General features: G+C 56.7%; 12 protein-coding genes. 6 read left to right on the forward strand and 6 right to left on the reverse strand.

Annotated features, from left to right (window positions below; genetic code table 11):
- Positions 1-12 precede the first annotated feature (12 nt).
- Positions 13-315 (reverse strand): hypothetical protein, encoded by a 303-nt coding sequence (locus tag Pla52nx_RS06605; RefSeq protein WP_146522273.1) that lies wholly within the window; start codon positions 313-315, stop codon positions 13-15.
- A 479-nt stretch (positions 316-794) separates the two neighbouring features.
- On the opposite strand from Pla52nx_RS06605, the gene Pla52nx_RS06610 reads away from it, so the two are divergent.
- The 6 genes from Pla52nx_RS06610 (at position 795) to Pla52nx_RS06635 (ending at position 7,705) form a co-directional block, all read left to right on the forward strand.
- The gene (locus tag Pla52nx_RS06610) at positions 795-1,184 is read left to right on the forward strand and encodes a hypothetical protein (protein WP_146522274.1); all 390 of its coding nucleotides are present in this window, start codon (positions 795-797) and stop codon (positions 1,182-1,184) included.
- A 330-nt stretch (positions 1,185-1,514) separates the two neighbouring features.
- The gene (locus Pla52nx_RS06615) at positions 1,515-1,937 is read left to right on the forward strand and encodes a hypothetical protein (RefSeq protein ID WP_146522275.1); all 423 of its coding nucleotides are present in this window, start codon (positions 1,515-1,517) and stop codon (positions 1,935-1,937) included.
- A 58-nt stretch (positions 1,938-1,995) separates the two neighbouring features.
- Entirely contained in the window at positions 1,996-3,261 is a 1,266-nt protein-coding gene (locus Pla52nx_RS06620) for a PDZ domain-containing protein (protein WP_146522276.1), read from the forward strand.
- On the forward strand, positions 3,258-4,442 hold the full coding sequence (gene mutY / locus Pla52nx_RS06625) for an A/G-specific adenine glycosylase (protein ID WP_231742354.1): 1,185 nt from the start codon (positions 3,258-3,260) through the stop codon (positions 4,440-4,442). The genes Pla52nx_RS06620 and mutY overlap by 4 nt, the downstream gene beginning before the upstream one ends.
- A 48-nt stretch (positions 4,443-4,490) precedes the next feature.
- Entirely contained in the window at positions 4,491-5,759 is a 1,269-nt protein-coding gene (locus Pla52nx_RS06630; RefSeq protein WP_146522277.1) for a cytochrome-c peroxidase, read from the forward strand.
- Positions 5,760-5,773: 14 nt separating this feature from the next.
- Positions 5,774-7,705 carry a hypothetical protein gene (locus Pla52nx_RS06635; protein ID WP_146522278.1) on the forward strand — a complete coding sequence of 644 codons (1,932 nt, stop codon included), beginning with the start codon at positions 5,774-5,776 and terminating at the stop codon, positions 7,703-7,705.
- Between the two features lie 129 nt (positions 7,706-7,834).
- Here Pla52nx_RS06635 and Pla52nx_RS06640 read toward each other — a convergent pair whose 3' ends face one another.
- The 5 genes from Pla52nx_RS06640 to Pla52nx_RS06660 all read right to left on the reverse strand — a co-directional run bounded on the left by Pla52nx_RS06640 (position 7,835) and on the right by Pla52nx_RS06660 (position 17,035).
- The gene (locus Pla52nx_RS06640) at positions 7,835-9,688 is read right to left on the reverse strand and encodes a carbamoyltransferase family protein (protein ID WP_146522279.1); all 1,854 of its coding nucleotides are present in this window, start codon (positions 9,686-9,688) and stop codon (positions 7,835-7,837) included.
- A 61-nt stretch (positions 9,689-9,749) separates the two neighbouring features.
- A complete protein-coding gene (locus Pla52nx_RS06645) occupies positions 9,750-10,784 on the reverse strand; it encodes a hydantoinase/oxoprolinase family protein (protein ID WP_197454923.1) in 1,035 nt (344 codons plus the stop codon).
- Positions 10,774-12,282, reverse strand: coding sequence for a sulfatase-like hydrolase/transferase (locus Pla52nx_RS06650; protein WP_146522281.1), 1,509 nt, complete (start codon positions 12,280-12,282; stop codon positions 10,774-10,776). The genes Pla52nx_RS06645 and Pla52nx_RS06650 overlap by 11 nt, the downstream gene beginning before the upstream one ends.
- A 154-nt stretch (positions 12,283-12,436) precedes the next feature.
- Positions 12,437-13,354, reverse strand: a complete 918-nt coding sequence (locus tag Pla52nx_RS06655; protein WP_146522282.1) for a hypothetical protein — start codon at positions 13,352-13,354, stop codon at positions 12,437-12,439.
- Positions 13,355-13,456: 102 nt separating this feature from the next.
- Positions 13,457-17,035 carry a thioredoxin domain-containing protein gene (locus tag Pla52nx_RS06660; RefSeq protein WP_342190351.1) on the reverse strand — a complete coding sequence of 1,193 codons (3,579 nt, stop codon included), beginning with the start codon at positions 17,033-17,035 and terminating at the stop codon, positions 13,457-13,459.
- Positions 17,036-17,079: the final 44 nt, after the last annotated feature.

Raw genomic sequence — 17,079 nt, forward strand, 5'->3', positions numbered from 1 at the left:
AGGCTTACTCTCTTACTCTGCGGCAGCTTCCTCGGCGGGAGCTTCTGCTGCAGGAGCGTCCTCAGTGGGGGCTTCTGCTGCAGGGGTGTCCGCTGCGGGGGCTTCTGGCGTTTCCGCCGCTGGGGTTTCGCTGCCGGCAGTCGTGTTGCTGCCAGTGGTGTTGCTGCCAGTGTCGGCGGTGTCCGTGTCGGTTGCAGTAACTGTGTCGCCGCCGGCTGGAGCCGGTGCTGGGCGGTCTGGCTGGCAACCGGTGGTGACGATGCTCAACAGGGCGACGGCCGTGAATCCGAGTGCAAATCGCTGGATTGCTTTCATGATGGTCTCCGAAGGACAATTGTGGTGGTACGAGGCGTCAGCGATTCGTTGCACCGACGCGGGAACAGAAATGCAGTGTTAGGGAAGTCCGCTGGGTAGCGACGTCACCTGGATGTCGAGGTGAATTGCGTCGCCCGACTGGGCGTGTATCAGCACTCGACGCCCCCCATCTTTCATCAAAACCACATCGATGACCATCCCTTGTGCGGGTCGAAACCCGCGGAAACTCTAACGAATAGCACTTCGGGAGCCAAATAATCCCTACCAACCCTCCTCCGAATGTGAATTGCCCCCTGTTTTGACCAGAGCGAATGCATCTCCCCTGCGTACTCCGCCGACCTTTTCCCCAGGGCTCGTAGATAACGGCTCGTTGATCGAGCAAATCAATCTGCACCCAGATTCTGCGGGTGTTCGGTATTTACGGGTGTTTTTACCCCCAATGTGATTTGGCTAATTGATTCGAAAAGTCGGTAATTCCTATGAAAACGCAATGGCTCGCCACTTTATTGGTCACGACGGCCCTGTTTGCCGGTCAATGCGTCGCTCAGGATCTCGACAGCAGCGACCCATTTGCCACACCGGGTGACGACGCGGCGGCTGCCACGTTTGAGCAAAGCCAACCCGCCGGCAGCGGAATCTTCGGCCCCGCTGAAACGCGAGTCAGCAACTCGAGCGTCATCACCAGCAAACCGACCGTTTCTGAGCTGCGACAAGCTCGAGCGATGTACGAGTCTCAGCAGCGGATGGCCAGGCTGGAGCGAAATCGCTGGATGGGCTACGACCCCCACCGCCCAAACTGGGCGTCGGTGCACATGATGCAAAGCCGATACTCACGCCCGACCGTCTACATCCCAGTCTATGTCTGGTAACGTTCGCGTTAGTGCCCAACGCCCGATTGAAAGTCGTGATTCGGCGTAAATCCCGCATTGCAAGCGTTTTCTGAACCGGCTCCACGCCCCGTCATGAACCAGTCCGCCTGCCACCTGTGCGGGATAGGCCTGTTTTAGAGAGGCGAAATCGAGTATTTTAGAGGGGCGTTGTGGTGAGCCCCAATTCTGGGCGCGGAACCCGGCGTGTACTGAGTGCCAGCGTGTATCGGGCGGGTAGCTGTTGAGTTTTTTACTCGGCAACTGGTTGCCAATCACGTTATCCACCACGGGCTCGGTCTTATATTCCTCCCTCCGAGTTAGGTTCCCCTGATGGCGGCTAGCGAAGCAGAAACTGAAAACATCGAATTCAAGATCTCCGAGAGTGATCAAGACCAAAACGGCTTTGTCAGCATTTGGAATATCGCCTCGGCAACCTGTGATGGCGACGTGGAAGCCACCCGTTCGCTTGCCTCCAAGCTGTTGAACTTCTTGTGCAAGCGGGACTGCGATTTCATCGTCTGCAGCTCAGCGGACGCCGAGTACCTGGACCAGAAATTCGAAAAGGACAAGAAAATCCTTTACGATTGGAAACCAGAGAGCGAACACGTGGACATCTTGGCACAACATGCCGAAGTGCCCGCCAAAGCGTTCATGTCGTTCCTGGCGACGCACAAGTTCAATCCCGATACCAAGTACAACCCGCGTCGTGCGGATCGAGTGGAGTGGTTTACCAGTCGCTGGTCGATCGGCTGATCACAAGCTGCCCGATCCGGTGGGAGCAATGAAACACTATTGTTGAGCAATTGAGTCCATGACAGTTCAACGCCCGTTTCCCCCACCCGCCGTCAGACTGCCCACCGACAAGCTGCTGTTCGTCTTCGCCGCCATCGCGTTGGTCTCCTTCCTCGCGCCCCTGCAAATCATCGCACCCTGTAGCGCCGATGACGGCGATGTGGCAACGGCCAACGCAGACACGACGGCCTCCCAGGATGTGTCCGACTCGGCCGATTCCGACTCGGTCGATTCCAGTCTGGACCCTCAGTACTGGGCCGAGCAATTGGGGCACGATCGATTCCTGCGTCGCGAATCGGCCACGCGAGAGCTGATCCAGTTGGGCGACGCCGCGGTGGACCCGTTGGTAGCCGTGATCGACAACGGCAACCTCGAAGTCAACCAGCGTGCGATCTCGATCCTTTCGGCCATCGCACTGCAACAGTCCCCCAAAGAAGACGACGGCGCTTACGGAGCCCTGCTGACTTTGTCAGACACCTCCGCCGGCTCGCGACTCTCCATGGTCCAGCGTGCCTTAGCGGAAATCGCTGCCACGCGCCGTGAACAGGCCGAATCGATCCTCCGCGACGCAGGTTACTTCATTGGCGCGGACCACTTTTCGTTTAGCCTTTCGACGCTCATCATCCCCGTCAAAATGCTTCGTGTGGATGGCTCGTGGAAAGACGAACCCGACACCGTGACCTGGCTTCGCTGGCTCACCGACATTCAGTATGCGGAAATCCGTGGCGATGCCGTTTGCACCGATGTCATCAAACAACTCGCTAAGATGCCGTCGCTGCAGTATCTGGCGATCATCGATGGAGACCTCGATGCCGAGGCGATCTCTGAAATGAAATCCATGGCACAACTCAAAGAACTGGAGCTTCGCTACGTTTCATTGGACGATGAGAAACGCGAACTGCTGTCCAGCGTCCCCATTCGATTGACCTTGAGCATCATGGGCACCGGCACCAGTGAGGAACAAGCCGACCAGATGAGACGTGACCTGCCAGGCTTGGCCATCATTCATCACAACGGCGGCTTCCTGGGCGTCAACTGCTCCACTCGCAGCGAAGCGTGCATCATCGATGCGATCGTGCGAGAGAGCGCCGCGGAAGCCGCTGGCCTGCGTCCAGGCGACATGATCATCGGAATCGATCAAACCGAGGTCGAGCAGTTCAGTGACCTGCAACAAGCGGTCAAGCAACGCAAGGCGGGGGACGAGATCGAAGTCCGCTACCGACGATTGAACTTGGGCGAAGTCGCAACGGTGAAAGCGACGCTGCGCAAATACAGGTCACGATGACACGCGTCGGACAACCGGACCACGATCCCATCTGGTCGGACTCTCGTTGGCGCAGCCGCATTCGCAAGCGATTGTTGGATTGGTTCCAGGACAACGCCCGCGAGCTTCCTTGGCGCAGCGATCCGACTCCCTATCACGTTTGGATCAGCGAGATCATGCTGCAACAAACGCAGGTAGCAACGGTGCTGCCGTACTACCAACGCTTCATGAAATCCTTTCCCACGGTCCAGAGTTTGGCCGCTGCGGATGAATCGGAGTTGATGAAACACTGGGAAGGACTCGGGTACTATCGACGCGCTCGCTCCATGCACGCGGCGGCAAAGGTCATCATGGAGCAATACGATGGCGAGTTTCCGCTGCAATTCGATCAAGTCCTGGCGTTGCCCGGTATCGGCCGCTACACCGCCGGCGCAATCCTTTCAATCTCGTCGGGCCAGCGGTTGCCGATCCTGGAGGGCAACACACATCGCGTGTACAGCCGCTGGATCGCACTGCGAGAACCGCCCATGGAAAAGGCCGCCAACGCGTTGTTGTGGCAATTCGCCGAATCCATCCTGCCTCGCAAATCCGACGCCCACGGCAGCGGCCAGTTCAATCAAGCTGCGATGGAGTTGGGGGCGTTGGTCTGTTTGCCAAAGAATCCGAAATGTGATGCCTGCCCCGTGCGACGTGACTGTCGTGCAGCCGCATCGGGCCTGCAGGATCAAATCCCGGGCAAAATGACCAAGACTCGATACGAAGACCGCACGGAGTTTGCTCTCATTCTCGCCCAGGCACCCAGCAGGACTTCGTCTGCTAAAATGAATTCCACCCATTTAGCAAAATACCTGTTGCGCCCGCTGCCGACCGACGGTCGATGGGGCGGTCTATGGGACTTCCCGCGTCCCACCCACGGCGATCTGGAGTCGGTCATCGCAGCGGCACAGTGGTTGAGTGATGAGATTGGACACCCGGTCGATTCGGGGGTCTGCTTGAAAACCATCAAACACGCGGTGACGAAATACCGCATCACCCTGCACGTCCACATGGCCCAGGCACGACTGATGAAGGGGTGGCGACCGCCGGCCCCGTGGCAGTGGATGACGGTCAACGAAATGTTAGACTTGCCGATGAGCGTGACCGGTCGAAAGATTGTTGAATTCCTCAACCAAACCGATCAAATGTTCCTGCCTTTGGAGTAGGCTTTCCAGTCCTCCAGCCATCCTCGAATCCCACCGCGAGAGACAGACATGTTACGACGAACTGCTTTCCGAGCTTCCGCAGGCCTCCTGGCTTGCTTTGCCGCCATCGCCATCCCTGCCAACACCTGGGCTGAGCCCAAAGAAAGCGATTCGCCCAAGCCAAGCACCGTTGTCTTGGGCGAAGACACCGAGTTGCTCAAAGGAATCCCAGGCGAGGGCGGCGTCACGATGGAACAAGTCCAAGCGTGGTTGGCCGATCCTACCAATCACGAACCGCTGACGGTCAAGCTGCCCAAGGGCCTCAGCGCAGCCGAAGGCAACATCTACATCCCCGCCGACAACCCGATGACGCGGGCCAAGATCGAACTCGGCCGACAACTTTACTTCGACACCCGTTTGTCCAACGACAACACGATCTCCTGCGCCTCCTGCCACGATCCGTCGATGGGCTACGGCGCGAACACACAGTTCGGCGTCGGTGTGCTTGGTCAGACCGGCGGCCGAAACTCACCGGTCTCCTACAACCGAATCATCAGCACGCTGCAATTCTGGGATGGACGCGCAGCTTCCTTGGAGGAACAAGCCGTTGGGCCGATCGCCAATCCGATCGAGATGGGAAACAGCCATGACGCTTGCATCGCCTCGTTGAAAAAAATCCCGGTTTATACCGCCCAGTTCAACTCCGTCTTTTCCGACGGAGTGACGATCGACAACGTCGGTCGAGCCATCGCGGCGTTCGAACGAACGCTCGTGACCGGACCCGCGCCGTATGACTATCAAGTGCAAGTCGATCAGTTCGAAAAAGTGTTCGCTGATGACTTGGAGTTTCTCGACGAAGAACCCGAACTGAAAGCCAAATACGATGCCTTCAAGAAAGCCGCCGCCTCGGCGCCGATGAGCGAATCGGCCAAACGTGGAATGAAACTGTTCGCGGGCAAAGCTAACTGCGCCGCCTGTCACGCTGGTGCAAACTTCAGTGACGAACAGTACCACAACTTGGGTGTCGGGATGGACGGCGAAAAACCAGACTTGGGTCGTTACGAAATCACCAAAGAAGAAAAAGACAAAGGTGCTTTCAAAACCCCCACCTTGCGCAACGTCGCTTTGTCTGCGCCATACATGCACGACGGCAGCCAAAAGACGTTGGAGGAAGTCGTCGAGTGGTACAACAAGGGCGGTCACAAGAACCCATGGTTAAGCGACAAGATGAAACCATTGAACTTGACCCCGCAAGAAGCCGCAGATGTCGTCGCGTTCATGAAGGAAGGACTGACGGGAACGTTCCCCGAGGTGGAAACCAATCGTCTGCCCGAATGATCGGCGACTGACCCATGAATCGCGCTTCATTGATCGCCCTGGTTTGCCTCGCGATCATCACGTCGCTCTGTGCCGTCACACCCTTGACGGCTGCGTCGGGTGATCCCCAAATCCGCACGGACCATCCGTGGTACCCCGGCGAACTCGCAATCTCTACCTTCGACCGCTTGTTCGCCACACAAGCGGAGTTGTACCAACGCGTCACAGGTTTGCCGGTCGACTCCGATCAGAGCAAAGCACTGGCGTCATGGTATTGGCGCAATACGCACTACTGGCACGGCGAAACGGGCAAGCGGGATTTGTGGGGCAGCGGCTCAAACACCAACGCGGACACTCGGCCTCGTGAATACTGGAACGGCCTGTTCGGGTTCGGCTTTGGACTCTGTGGCACGACTCATTCGCAGTGGACTGCTGAATTGGAGCACTTGCTGGGACACGGTCGCGGGCGCGGCGTCGGAGCCGCAGGTCACAATGCCTTTGAAGTCTTCCTGACCGGTGGTCCCTATGGTCCACAAGGCCAATGGGCGTTGCTGGACCATGATCTTTCGACCGTGATCTTTGATACGTCTGGACGCCGGCTGCTGGGATTGGACGAAATGCAACCCAACGTCACCCAGTGGATCGATCGTGGCTTTCAACCAGACAAACAACACGGCTGGCTCGTGTGTGGACTGCATCCCAACGATGGCGAGTCGTATCGCAAGTACGCCGTGGCGGAATACTTGGCAGGGTACGCCGGCCCACCGCCGATCGTGGAACTGCGACGCGGCGAACGCATGCGGCGTTACTTTGCCCCCGGTTTGGCTGACGGAAAGACGTTCGTCTTCTGGGGACGCAACTATAACACCGACGGGATTCCCGGCCCTGAACGATCACGAACCTGGGTCAATCAACCGGAAAAGATGCACGGCAGCAAAACCGGCACCCCGCACCGAAACGGGCAAGCTCGGTTCGCGAACGTGGAATACGTTTATCAGCCGGACTTCACCACAAACGACTATCGCGAAGCAGCGGTTCGCGAAGACGACCAGCACGTCGTGTTTTCGTTTCAGACGCCCTACGTAATCGCAGCCACTCCGCCCAATGATCAACCTTGGGGGATCTACGATGCGGGCTGCACAAACGGGCTTGTCTTGAATGGACAAGCCGACTGCGACGTCGCGGTCTCTACCGACGCCGGACGCACGTGGCTGACCAGCCAGCCTCTCATCGACTCTCTGGATTTAACGGATCAAGTCAAAGGCCACTCACAGTACTGGCTACGTTTTTCCTGTGCCGCAGCAAAGCTACGAGACTCACAGTTGACGATTCGAACCGTTTGCCAAGCCAACGTGGCGGTCCTGCCACGACTGAAGGACAACGGCACAACCGTCCAATACGCAGCGAGCGGACAGAGTGTGTTATCGATGGGTCCCGAATTCGAACTGGCGAAAACCTTTCTGACCGCAGGTGATTTCGGACAACCCAATGTCACCTTGACTGCCGTGCCCGACAACAAGACGATTCGCATTCACGCTGCCGCGCACGTGGCATCAGGCAGCCCACCGGATCCAAAGGTCCGCTACCAAATCCAATACAGCCACGACGATGGAAAGACTTGGCGACCGATCGTCGCGGATTGGACGGTGCCGCGTCGAGGCATTGAACCAAACGACTTCTGGTCACAGAGTCTCTGCTACGGTGAGGCGGACGTGCAAGTCGATCCAGGGCAGCCGATCCAAATTCGGTTCACCAACGACGGTGGGAAACGCTATCTGCGAGCGGAAGCACACTTGATTGAGTACTCCAGCCTCAACGATCCCGTGAAAGTGACGTACGACTGGACAGACTCTATTGGCAATCACCAACAGTCGCACGTCTTCGGCTCATCCGCCCCATGGCACTTGGACACCGCAAGCGACGTTCTCACGCATTGGGTCGAGATGGAACCCTTTCCGAAGCAGTAACGCCTTCGACTTGCTTGGACAATTGTCGCTCGACTTTCCAAGTCGATAGCGTCGCCCGCCAAACGTTTTGCCATTCCCCATCGTTGACTTGCGCAAACCGGCCTCCTCCCTCGCATTCACACAAAACCATCAATCTAATTCAAACTGCGATAAGTGCTCTTCTGCTTGATACTCCGCCGCCCTTGGTTGACCTGCTTTTTTGAGCACAACGTTCTCCAACACCAACACATCCATGTTGGTCGCCATGAAACACCGATACGCGTCGGCGGGTGTGCAAACGATCGGTTCGCCACGCACATTGAAACTGGTGTTGATCAGCACCGGGCAACCCGTGCGATCATAGAACGCACGAAGCAAACGCTCGAAATCCGGATTGCGAACCGCATCGACGGTTTGCACGCGGGCGGAATGGTCCACGTGCGTGACCGCCGGAATCGTGCTGCGTACTTCGTTCACCCGCTGTAGCCCGCCGTCGGTCTCGGTCATGCCACTCATCGACTCGACCCATTTCGACTTCGCAACATTGAACACCAACAACATGTACGGGCTATCGTGCCCGTGCGGAATATCAAAGTAATCGGCCGCGTGGTCGGCCAACACGACCGGTGCGAACGGGCGAAAGGACTCGCGAAACTTGATCTTCTGGTTCATCACCGACTGCATTTCATCGCTGCGAGGGTCCCCCAAGATGCTTCGGTTTCCCAAAGCACGCGGTCCGAACTCCATTCGACCAGACACTCGCCCCACCACGTTGCCATCGGCAAGCAACTGGGCGACGTCACCCGCCAATCGCTCCGCATCGTCGTATCGCGTGTAGATCGCTTGGTGCTCATCAAGCGATTGCAGGATGTCCGATTCAGTGAATCGCGGCCCGAGCAAACTGCCGTGTTGCCGGTCGAGCTGGCTTGTCGAATTCAAATGCGGGCGAGGCTGCCCAAGCAACTGATGCCAGATCAACAGGGCGATCCCCAACGCACCACCGGCGTCACCAGCGGCCGGTTGTATCCAAATGTTTTCAAAGGGACCTTCACGGAGCAACCGACCATTGGCAACACAGTTCAACGCAACTCCGCCGGCCATGCACAGGTTGCGTTGTTTGGTTTTCTCGTGCAAGTGAATCGCCGACTTCAGGACAACTTGTTCTGTCACCTCCTGCACCGACGCGGCCAAGTCCATGTCGAGTTGTGAGATCGGCATCTCAGGCTTCCTCGGACCACGCCCAAAGAGCTGGTGAAATCGAGATGACGTCATCGTCAAACCCTGACAGTAGTTGAAATACCGCAGGTCCAGTTGAAATGATCCATCCTCACGAACTTCGATCAAATGCCGCAGAATCAAATCGCTGTACTGTGGACTGCCGTACGGTGCCAAACCCATTAACTTGTATTCGCCCGAGTTGACGCGAAATCCGCAGTAGTGGGTGAATGCGGAATACAGCAAACCCAGCGAATGGGGAAACCGAATTTCATCGGTCAGCTCGATTCGATGACCAAGCCCGACGCCAAGACTGGTGGTGGTCCATTCACCGACTCCATCCAACGTCAGGATGGCGGCTTCGTCAAACGGCGATGGAAAAAAAGCACTGGCGGCGTGCGACTCATGATGTTCGCAAAACGCAAACCGACCACGATAGCGATCGGATAATCCACGCCGAATCTCTCGACGCAGATGCAGTTTTTGTCCGATCCACTGCGGCATGGCCTTGGCAAAGGATCGCAAGCCAGCGGGGGCATAGCTGAGGTAAGTCTCCAGCAGTCGCTCAAACTTCAACAGCGGTTTTTCATAGAAACCGACATGGTCGAGTTGCTCGATGCTCAAACCGGCTTCGGCGAGGCAATAGTCGATTGCATGTTTCGGAAATCCCGCATCGTGCTTCTTTCTCGTGAATCGCTCTTCCTGTGCCGCAGCGATGATCTCGCCATCGACCACCAGTGCGGCGGCGGAGTCATGATAAAAGGCAGAGATGCCGAGAATCGCGGTCAATAGTCGTCGTCCAATGCAGAATCAGTGAAGGCAAGGTTCAATCACGAGACCAGGATCTCGTTCAATCACGGACGGCCACAGCGGTCATCAGTCGAGCAACGGCGTAGGCCGGGGCCGACCTCGCGATCACTTCACCCCATTGTTCGTCCAAACGTATGACCGTGCGATCTGCGATCACGTCACGCGGCAACAAGTCGCCTCCATGGCCACTGAGCACGAGCGTGGTGTTGGGTGCGAAGCCGTAGAGCGATTGTACCTTGCGAATGCCGTGCTGGATTCTCTCGCGCGCTGCCGCCATGATCTGCGTTGCCAATGTACGTGCCGCCTCGTCGTCTACGGATCGATGATCCAAGCCGATCATCCGTGCCAAACGGTTTCTCGCGTGGAAAGCATCGCGGGGTGCATTGTCCGCGCTCGCCCGATCGCCTGGACACTCTTTTTCGAGACCAAGCACCACTCGTGCATCATCCACCGTCGCGAACCACTCATTCATCACCGTTGCGTTTTCTCCCTGGTACTGTAACTCATTGACCAACGCGCAAACCGGCGTGCGTGCGCACCCGACGTAAACGAGCGAACCCTCGACCAAGCGATCGTGATCCGTCTTTGCGGGCGTCGCAACGCGGCCTGCGGACAAGGGTACGATATCAGTGGTTGTCGAACCGATGTCCACCAACATTGCGTCCGAGCAAACTTCGCCTGCTACGAGAGTTGCCAACGCGTGCCAGTTGGATGCTGCGACATCATCAATCCTCGCAACGGCTTGTGCGGCGTTAAAGAATTCACCTGTCACACTATAATACCGAGTCTGCGTGTTCCGCGTGGCCTGCTCAACCGATTCCACGATGTGACGCACACCGATTTCACGATCCAGAAAACAGTCGGCCAACTCGCCTGTCATGGTGACGGCGATCGGCAACCCTTTGCCAAAACGGCTCAAGTCATCGACCAAGGTCTCCGACAGATCGCGATGATGTTTCCACATCGCAAATTCCCGGGAAAATGATTTGCCGCCCGAGCTGGCGTACTTGAGATTCGCACCCCCGATGTCGATGCCGACCACGGGTGCTGCAACGCTTGAACGACTAAAAGTCACGGAAGGGGCCTCGTGGAGGAGCTGCATCCATTTCGGCATCCCAATCGGACAATCGCTGTTTCATTTCACGCACGACCTCGGGGTGTTTTTCCGTCAAGTCCGTGCGCTCGCTGATGTCTGCGTTTAAATCAAATAACGCGGTCTTTCCGCCCATGGAAACGTATTTCCAATCCGCCGCGCGGACCGCCCAATCGTCCTTACGGCGCCAAAACATTTCGGAGCGCGGTGAGGATGATTCGCCTCTCAATGTCGGCCACCAGTCGAATCCATCGAGTTTCAAATCCTTCGGCGTCGGCGTTGACGTTGCCGCCAACAAGCTGGGAACGATTTCCAGGCTCGTCAGGAACTCACCACAGACTCGCGCCGCCGGAATATTGCCACCGGGCCATCTGACCAAACACGGAACGCGAATGCCGCCTTCCCAAAGCTGTGCCTTGTGCCCCCTCAGAGGCGAATTGTCGGCACCCGAGCTGCCTCCGTTGTCGGAGAAAAAGATGATGATCGTATTGTCTAGTGTGTCGGTCTGTTCCAGCTTAGCAAGGATGCTGCCGATCGCCTCGTCCATGTAAGTCACCGCCGCGCGATAGTCACGCCGTCGTGCATCAGGCGTGGTGACCGTCGCCGGTCGTTGATAGCGGTGCTTGTCCGTCGAGCGAAACTCTGGATCGACGTCGGGATACATCGCCTTGTAACGTGGTGGAGCCTGCACGCTGCTGCGAATCGTCGGATCCAACGCCGACGAATTGTGTGGAGCGTTGAACGGAACATACAAAAAGAACGGCGTCTTACCCGCGTGTTCGTCTAGAAAGCGGAGTGATTCTCGCTGGAACAGCTCCGTACAGTACGTCCCCCTGTCAGCCGTGGTCGGGCTCAAGTTCCGGAACATGCTGGGCACGCCATATCGTTCATGCGTGTAGTAGTCGATGCCCGTGTTCACGAATCCATAGAAATCATCGAAGCCACGGCTTGTCGGCAAGAAACGTTTCAGCGACCCCAAATCCCACTTGCCATAGATTCCCGAAACATAACCGCTGGGGGCAAGCAATCGCGGCAGGATGACTTCCTGTGTGTCCATGCCACCGATGCGTTCAAAGGTGACTGCATATTCACTGGCGGTGTACTTGTGCCCGTAATCGGGAGCTTCATTGCGAATCATGTCGTACACGCCATTGCGTTGCGGGTAACGACCGGTCAGCAGTGCGGCGCGCGAGGGCGTGCAAGCGGGCCACGCGACGTAAAAATCCGTCAACCTGGTGCCTTCGGCGGCAAGTCGATCCAAGTGCGGTGTGATGATCCCATTGCCCAACAGTCCCAAATCGTTGTATCCCTGATCGTCCGAAACGATCAACACGATGTTGGGACGCTCGACCGCAAACGCGTTGTCCGCGATGGTGATCAACATGCCGATCACGAACAATGCAAACACGGTAACATCCAGGCAAAAACGAATTTTCCCAGCGGAGGTCAACGAAATCTGGCGAAGAGAGAATCCTTGCATTGTCAGCTCGACGGGGGATGGTCAAAATCGATCTCGCACCAGTTTACCAATTTTCCCCACGCTGTTGTTCGGGCTTCAGTGCTCGATCGCCTAAAGGCTAGACTCCAACGCTGTTGTCCAGGCTTCATCCGCTCAAACCTGAACATCAGCAACTCTACTTGTGTTTCGCTAGGGCATAGACGGAGACGATACAGGGGGCCTCGGTCGGACTGGCGGCCACCATCTCAAAGCTTCCGTCTGGTTGCCGTTGCGTTTGTACCCCGCGTCGGTTGTAGCCGTACGAATCGCTTTCGCCACCGGAATCCAGGCGTGCGGCCAACGGCCTGATCGGCTGTACGGGAGCGTTGGTCGATTTGGCAAGACTATTGATCTGTGATTCCGCGTCCTCATAGGCTGCTTTGACGGCGGCCTCGTACTCATCCGACGAAAGCTTGGCGACGTATGTAAATGCTGGTTCACCACTCTTGACGGTTTCTTGTCCATAGCTGTTCTCTTGCATCATCGCGTTCATTTCTTCGGCCAGTTCTTCTTGTGCCGCGGAGACGGGCTGTTTCTCACTGCTACTGGCGATATCGGCAGCCGAGATGCTGTCGGTCAGTTCCTTCGCGGCGATCATTCTGGACAAGTCATCGTCGTCGGGAAGCTCCCACCGTGCGGTAACGGTCTGCACGATCGAGACGCTCTTGGTTTTCTCCAGCATCTCGCGTCCTTTTTTTCCACCGCCGTACTGCATCATCATCTGTCGCATCTGACGCTGCTGGCTCGCGTCCGCTGTCCCTTTCAGGCTGGGTTTGGAAACTTGAATGCTCGACTCGATCGCATTGAGTCCTGCCAAACGTTCTTTCGCGGTCTCCACGCGACGCTTCAATTCCTTGGAGGCTTGCGGCAGATCACTACTGCGTCCTTCGATTTCAATCGACATTTCCAACCATTGCGGGGTCAGCGAAAGCTGCTTGGTTCCCAATGCGGTCAAGCCTAAGTCCGAGCCACCCATGGCGGAATATTGCGCCAAAGCCGGTGTGCAAAGAAGCATCGCTGCTGGGAAGATGAGATTTCTGAGGGTGGTATTCATTTTGGTTCTCCCGTGAATCGTTGTTTGATGAGAGGTTTGTGTCGTCTGAGCGAATCGGCACTTGTGATACAGCAAGATCTCGCGAACAAGGAGCAACGCTTGCTAAATCAAGTTATCCATTCCTACTTCGTCACGAATCTGTTTGCGTAGCATCAACGCTTGCGGACCGGTCATGATGCGGATCCTCCAGTAAAATTCCTTGGATCGATATTCGTCACCTTTGACTTTTTCGTAGATCTCACGCAATTGAGCGACGTCGGCGTCTTGATTTCGCATCGCGATCGCCAAGATGTACATGTTGGTCCAACCACGCAGGTATTGATCGACTCCTTTGCTGCGAAACATTTTTTCCAATGGAGTGATGTCGACATCCTGCCCCATTGCAATCAGCACGAAGGTTGCCTTCGCGACGATTTCTGGATCCCCATGGTCGAGGAGCGGTTTGATCATTTCCGGCTCGACCGTCGGATTGATCTCGGCAGTGATGATTTTGGCGGAGGAATAGTAGCTGGCATTAGCGTTTGGAACTTCCAATAATCCGATTTCCGTGGCAGAAATCCCGCCGTGCCCGTCGGCGATGAAATCGAGAGCGATCGACTGAAAAGTCTCATCCGACAGCCAACCAATGGCCAACTCGGTCGCCTCGGAGGAATCTTTGCCGCCCAACGCCATCCGCGCCCAGTCACGGCGCGTCGCATCATCCAATTCAGTGTTGTCGTAAGCATCGTCCACCAACGACTCAACTCGCGTCGCATCGATGTCTCCCATCAGCGAGACAGCCATCATACGAGCAAACTGGGAGTCCAGAGTCGACACGGACTCCTCGAGACTCGAGGCCAAGGCCGCCGCCTGTTTCTCTGAAGACGAATGGAAATAAGACTCACCTGTCAGTAGTTCCATCATCGAGCTGCGTAGGTAGTAGCCGTGTTCGATGTACTGCGGATTCACTCGGTCAAGCGCCTGCCAGGCGTCGGCTTGGATGGTTTCTTGATCGAACTTGTTGGCGATTTCAAAAAGTCCTACCAAGTAGTCATCGACGTTCTTCGTTTCAGCGACGAACATGAGCAACTCGCGTCGATCGTCTTTGGGCAGCCAGGGATAGACCGCTTGCAATCGCCCTTCGCTCGCCGAGAGCGTCGAGACGGATTGGGCGATCACGTCGGACTCGACCTCGATCCCCATTCGCACGGCGGCCAGGGTCGCGTGAGCTTTGATTGCTGAGTCCTCGGAATCCTTCAGTCGCTCAATGATCGGCTTGACTCCCTCAAGCCAGGGTAAGACGTCGCTGGGTGAGGTCCGCCAATTCACCAACCAAGCCTCGTATGCGTCGACCTGCTCGGCCATTTCGCTCGCGACAGCGGAAGCATCGGCGACTCTTTCTGACTCGACCACGTCTGCGGATATTGGACCGCCATCATCGCCACCAAACGGATCACCTCCAATCTCAATCGGTATGTCCTCAATCGGTGTGATGTCTGTCGGTGTGATGTCTGTCGGTGTGATGTCCGTCGATGCCTTCTCTGCTGCAGGGGCTTCGTCTGGTTCAGCCTCCGTGGCGTTTTCCAACTCGGCTTCATAGGCCCCGATCGCATCGGCCTCCACTTCGACGGTCTCCATTTCGACCGCCTCCATTTCGACGGCCTCCACTTCGACGGCAGAATCGTCCGAGCCTCCACCGCTGAGGAAGTCGCCGATCATGCGAAAGACGCCGCCTGACGACGGTTCCTCGTTGTCAAACGTCATCACTTCGCTTTCAAACTCGACATCAAATCCGTTTGAGAAGGGATCGGCTACAACGGCTCTGGAGAGTGGCTTGGGCAGCACGGACAGCTTGCTGTGATAATTGTCCAACCACGCACTCAACGCACGGACGCCGGCGAGTTGCACTTCGGTGTCTTTGTCTTGTAATGCCCGACCGATGTATTGCTCATGTTCGGCAACCTTTAATCGCGACATCGCCTGCAATGAAAAGCTCCTCGCGTCGCTATCATCGGATTCGAATCTCTCGGTCAGGAATTTGACGTTGTCCTCATCATGAAATTTGGCGTTGAGCGACGGCAAGACAGTGTCGCGGATCTGCGGATTTCGCCACGCGATGAGCAACAGTTGGTCAAAACTGCCCTCTTGATCAGCTTGAATGATTGCCGGAACGATCTTGCTGAGCACAAAGGAATCGGAATCTGTCAGCAACTGTCGAGCAGCGTCGCGAAGACCGGAATGCAGAGTCGCGTCGGATGCCCCCGGCCTGGATTGATTGTCCGTGAAGTGCGCAATCGCCTCGGCCACTTCCGCACGAACCTGCCAGTCGTCGTTCTCGGCCAACTGAGCAAGTGTCTCTTGAACTTCGAATTTGGTTGCTCCAATCTCTTTCAGCAATCGAACGTAGTAGACGAGCAGACCGGGATCGGATTCCTCCAACGCGTGCTCGCTGATGGTTTTGGAAAGGTAGCTTCGGGGAGCATCGAGCCACAGTTTCAGGACTGCTGCGCGAACATTCTTGTCGGGATCTTTCAGAAATCGCACCAACTCGGTCGCTTCTCCGCCACCGCTGAGCTGCATGCCACGCAGAGCGAGTTCGCGGACCAGCGGATCATCGTGCGCGAACAACGCTTCCAGCAGTGGCACGTCATCCTTTTGCGCCTGCTCCGACAAGGCTTGGGCGGCGAGTCGACGAGCCGAAGCGTCCAACGAAGCGAGCTTGTCGGTGACTTCTGGCAAACGAATGAGCAGAGTTGGCGATGCGACCAACCGATAACGCACGGCGGTCAATCGCTCTCGTGCCACGTCCGCGACTTCATTGTCCAAACGCGTCGTGACTTGAGGCAGTAGCTCAGGCCCGATGACCGCCAATCCATCGACCAAGCCTTCACGAACGGGACCGCGTTGCAACAATCTGTCGATCTCCAAGTCAGCTTCAGCAAGAGCTTCCGAACTGGCTTCAGCAACGAGTTTTGAGTCGACTTCCGCAGCAAGGTCATCCGAAGCGATCGAATCCGACCAGGACTTTAGCGTTTCGACTCGTTCCGCCGTGATTGTTTCTCGTTGCCACGGGTCAATGCCATCCAGTGGCGCTGGCCACCGTTGCAACACATCCAATGCGGCAATCCGAGAACGTACTTTGTCGCTGGACAATAGCTCGACGACTTGACCCGCAACGAGATGCGGATGTTGCACCAGCAATTCTGTCGCCGCGGAACGCTGTGACGATGAGCGGTCCTGCAACATCTCCAACAGCAGTTCCGTTTGCTCAGCGTCCAGCACACCGGATGAAAGCCGTTTCGCAAACTGGCGGCGTTGGACGATTTGTTGATAAGCCGATGCACCTTGCTCCAACCAGTTGATAAGCTGCTGGTCCTGTGCCAAGCCGACTGCTTGTTGCAGGATCTCATCCCCGGCGGTGATCACACGCATCGTTGGCAACGAAGTGACACTGTCGACCTCTGCACCTGCCGGCGGATGGTCCACATCGATTCGCAGCAGATGATAACCCTGCAAGACTTCTTTGACGTCGTCCTGCTGCATTTCCTCGGTGAGCAGTTGGCAAGGACCGCACCAAGCGGCTTCATACTTGATCAAGATCGGACGAGAACTGTCCTCACGAGCCGCCTTCAAGGCGGTGTTCCAATCGTCATGCCAGCCATCGGCCGCGTGCAGAACCATCGGAAACAGAAACGTCGCCATCATCACGACTGGAAATAGTGCAGCGAAAAAGCACCGCATTACAA

Source organism: Stieleria varia (genome assembly GCF_038443385.1).
Lineage (GTDB): Bacteria > Planctomycetota > Planctomycetia > Pirellulales > Pirellulaceae > Stieleria > Stieleria varia.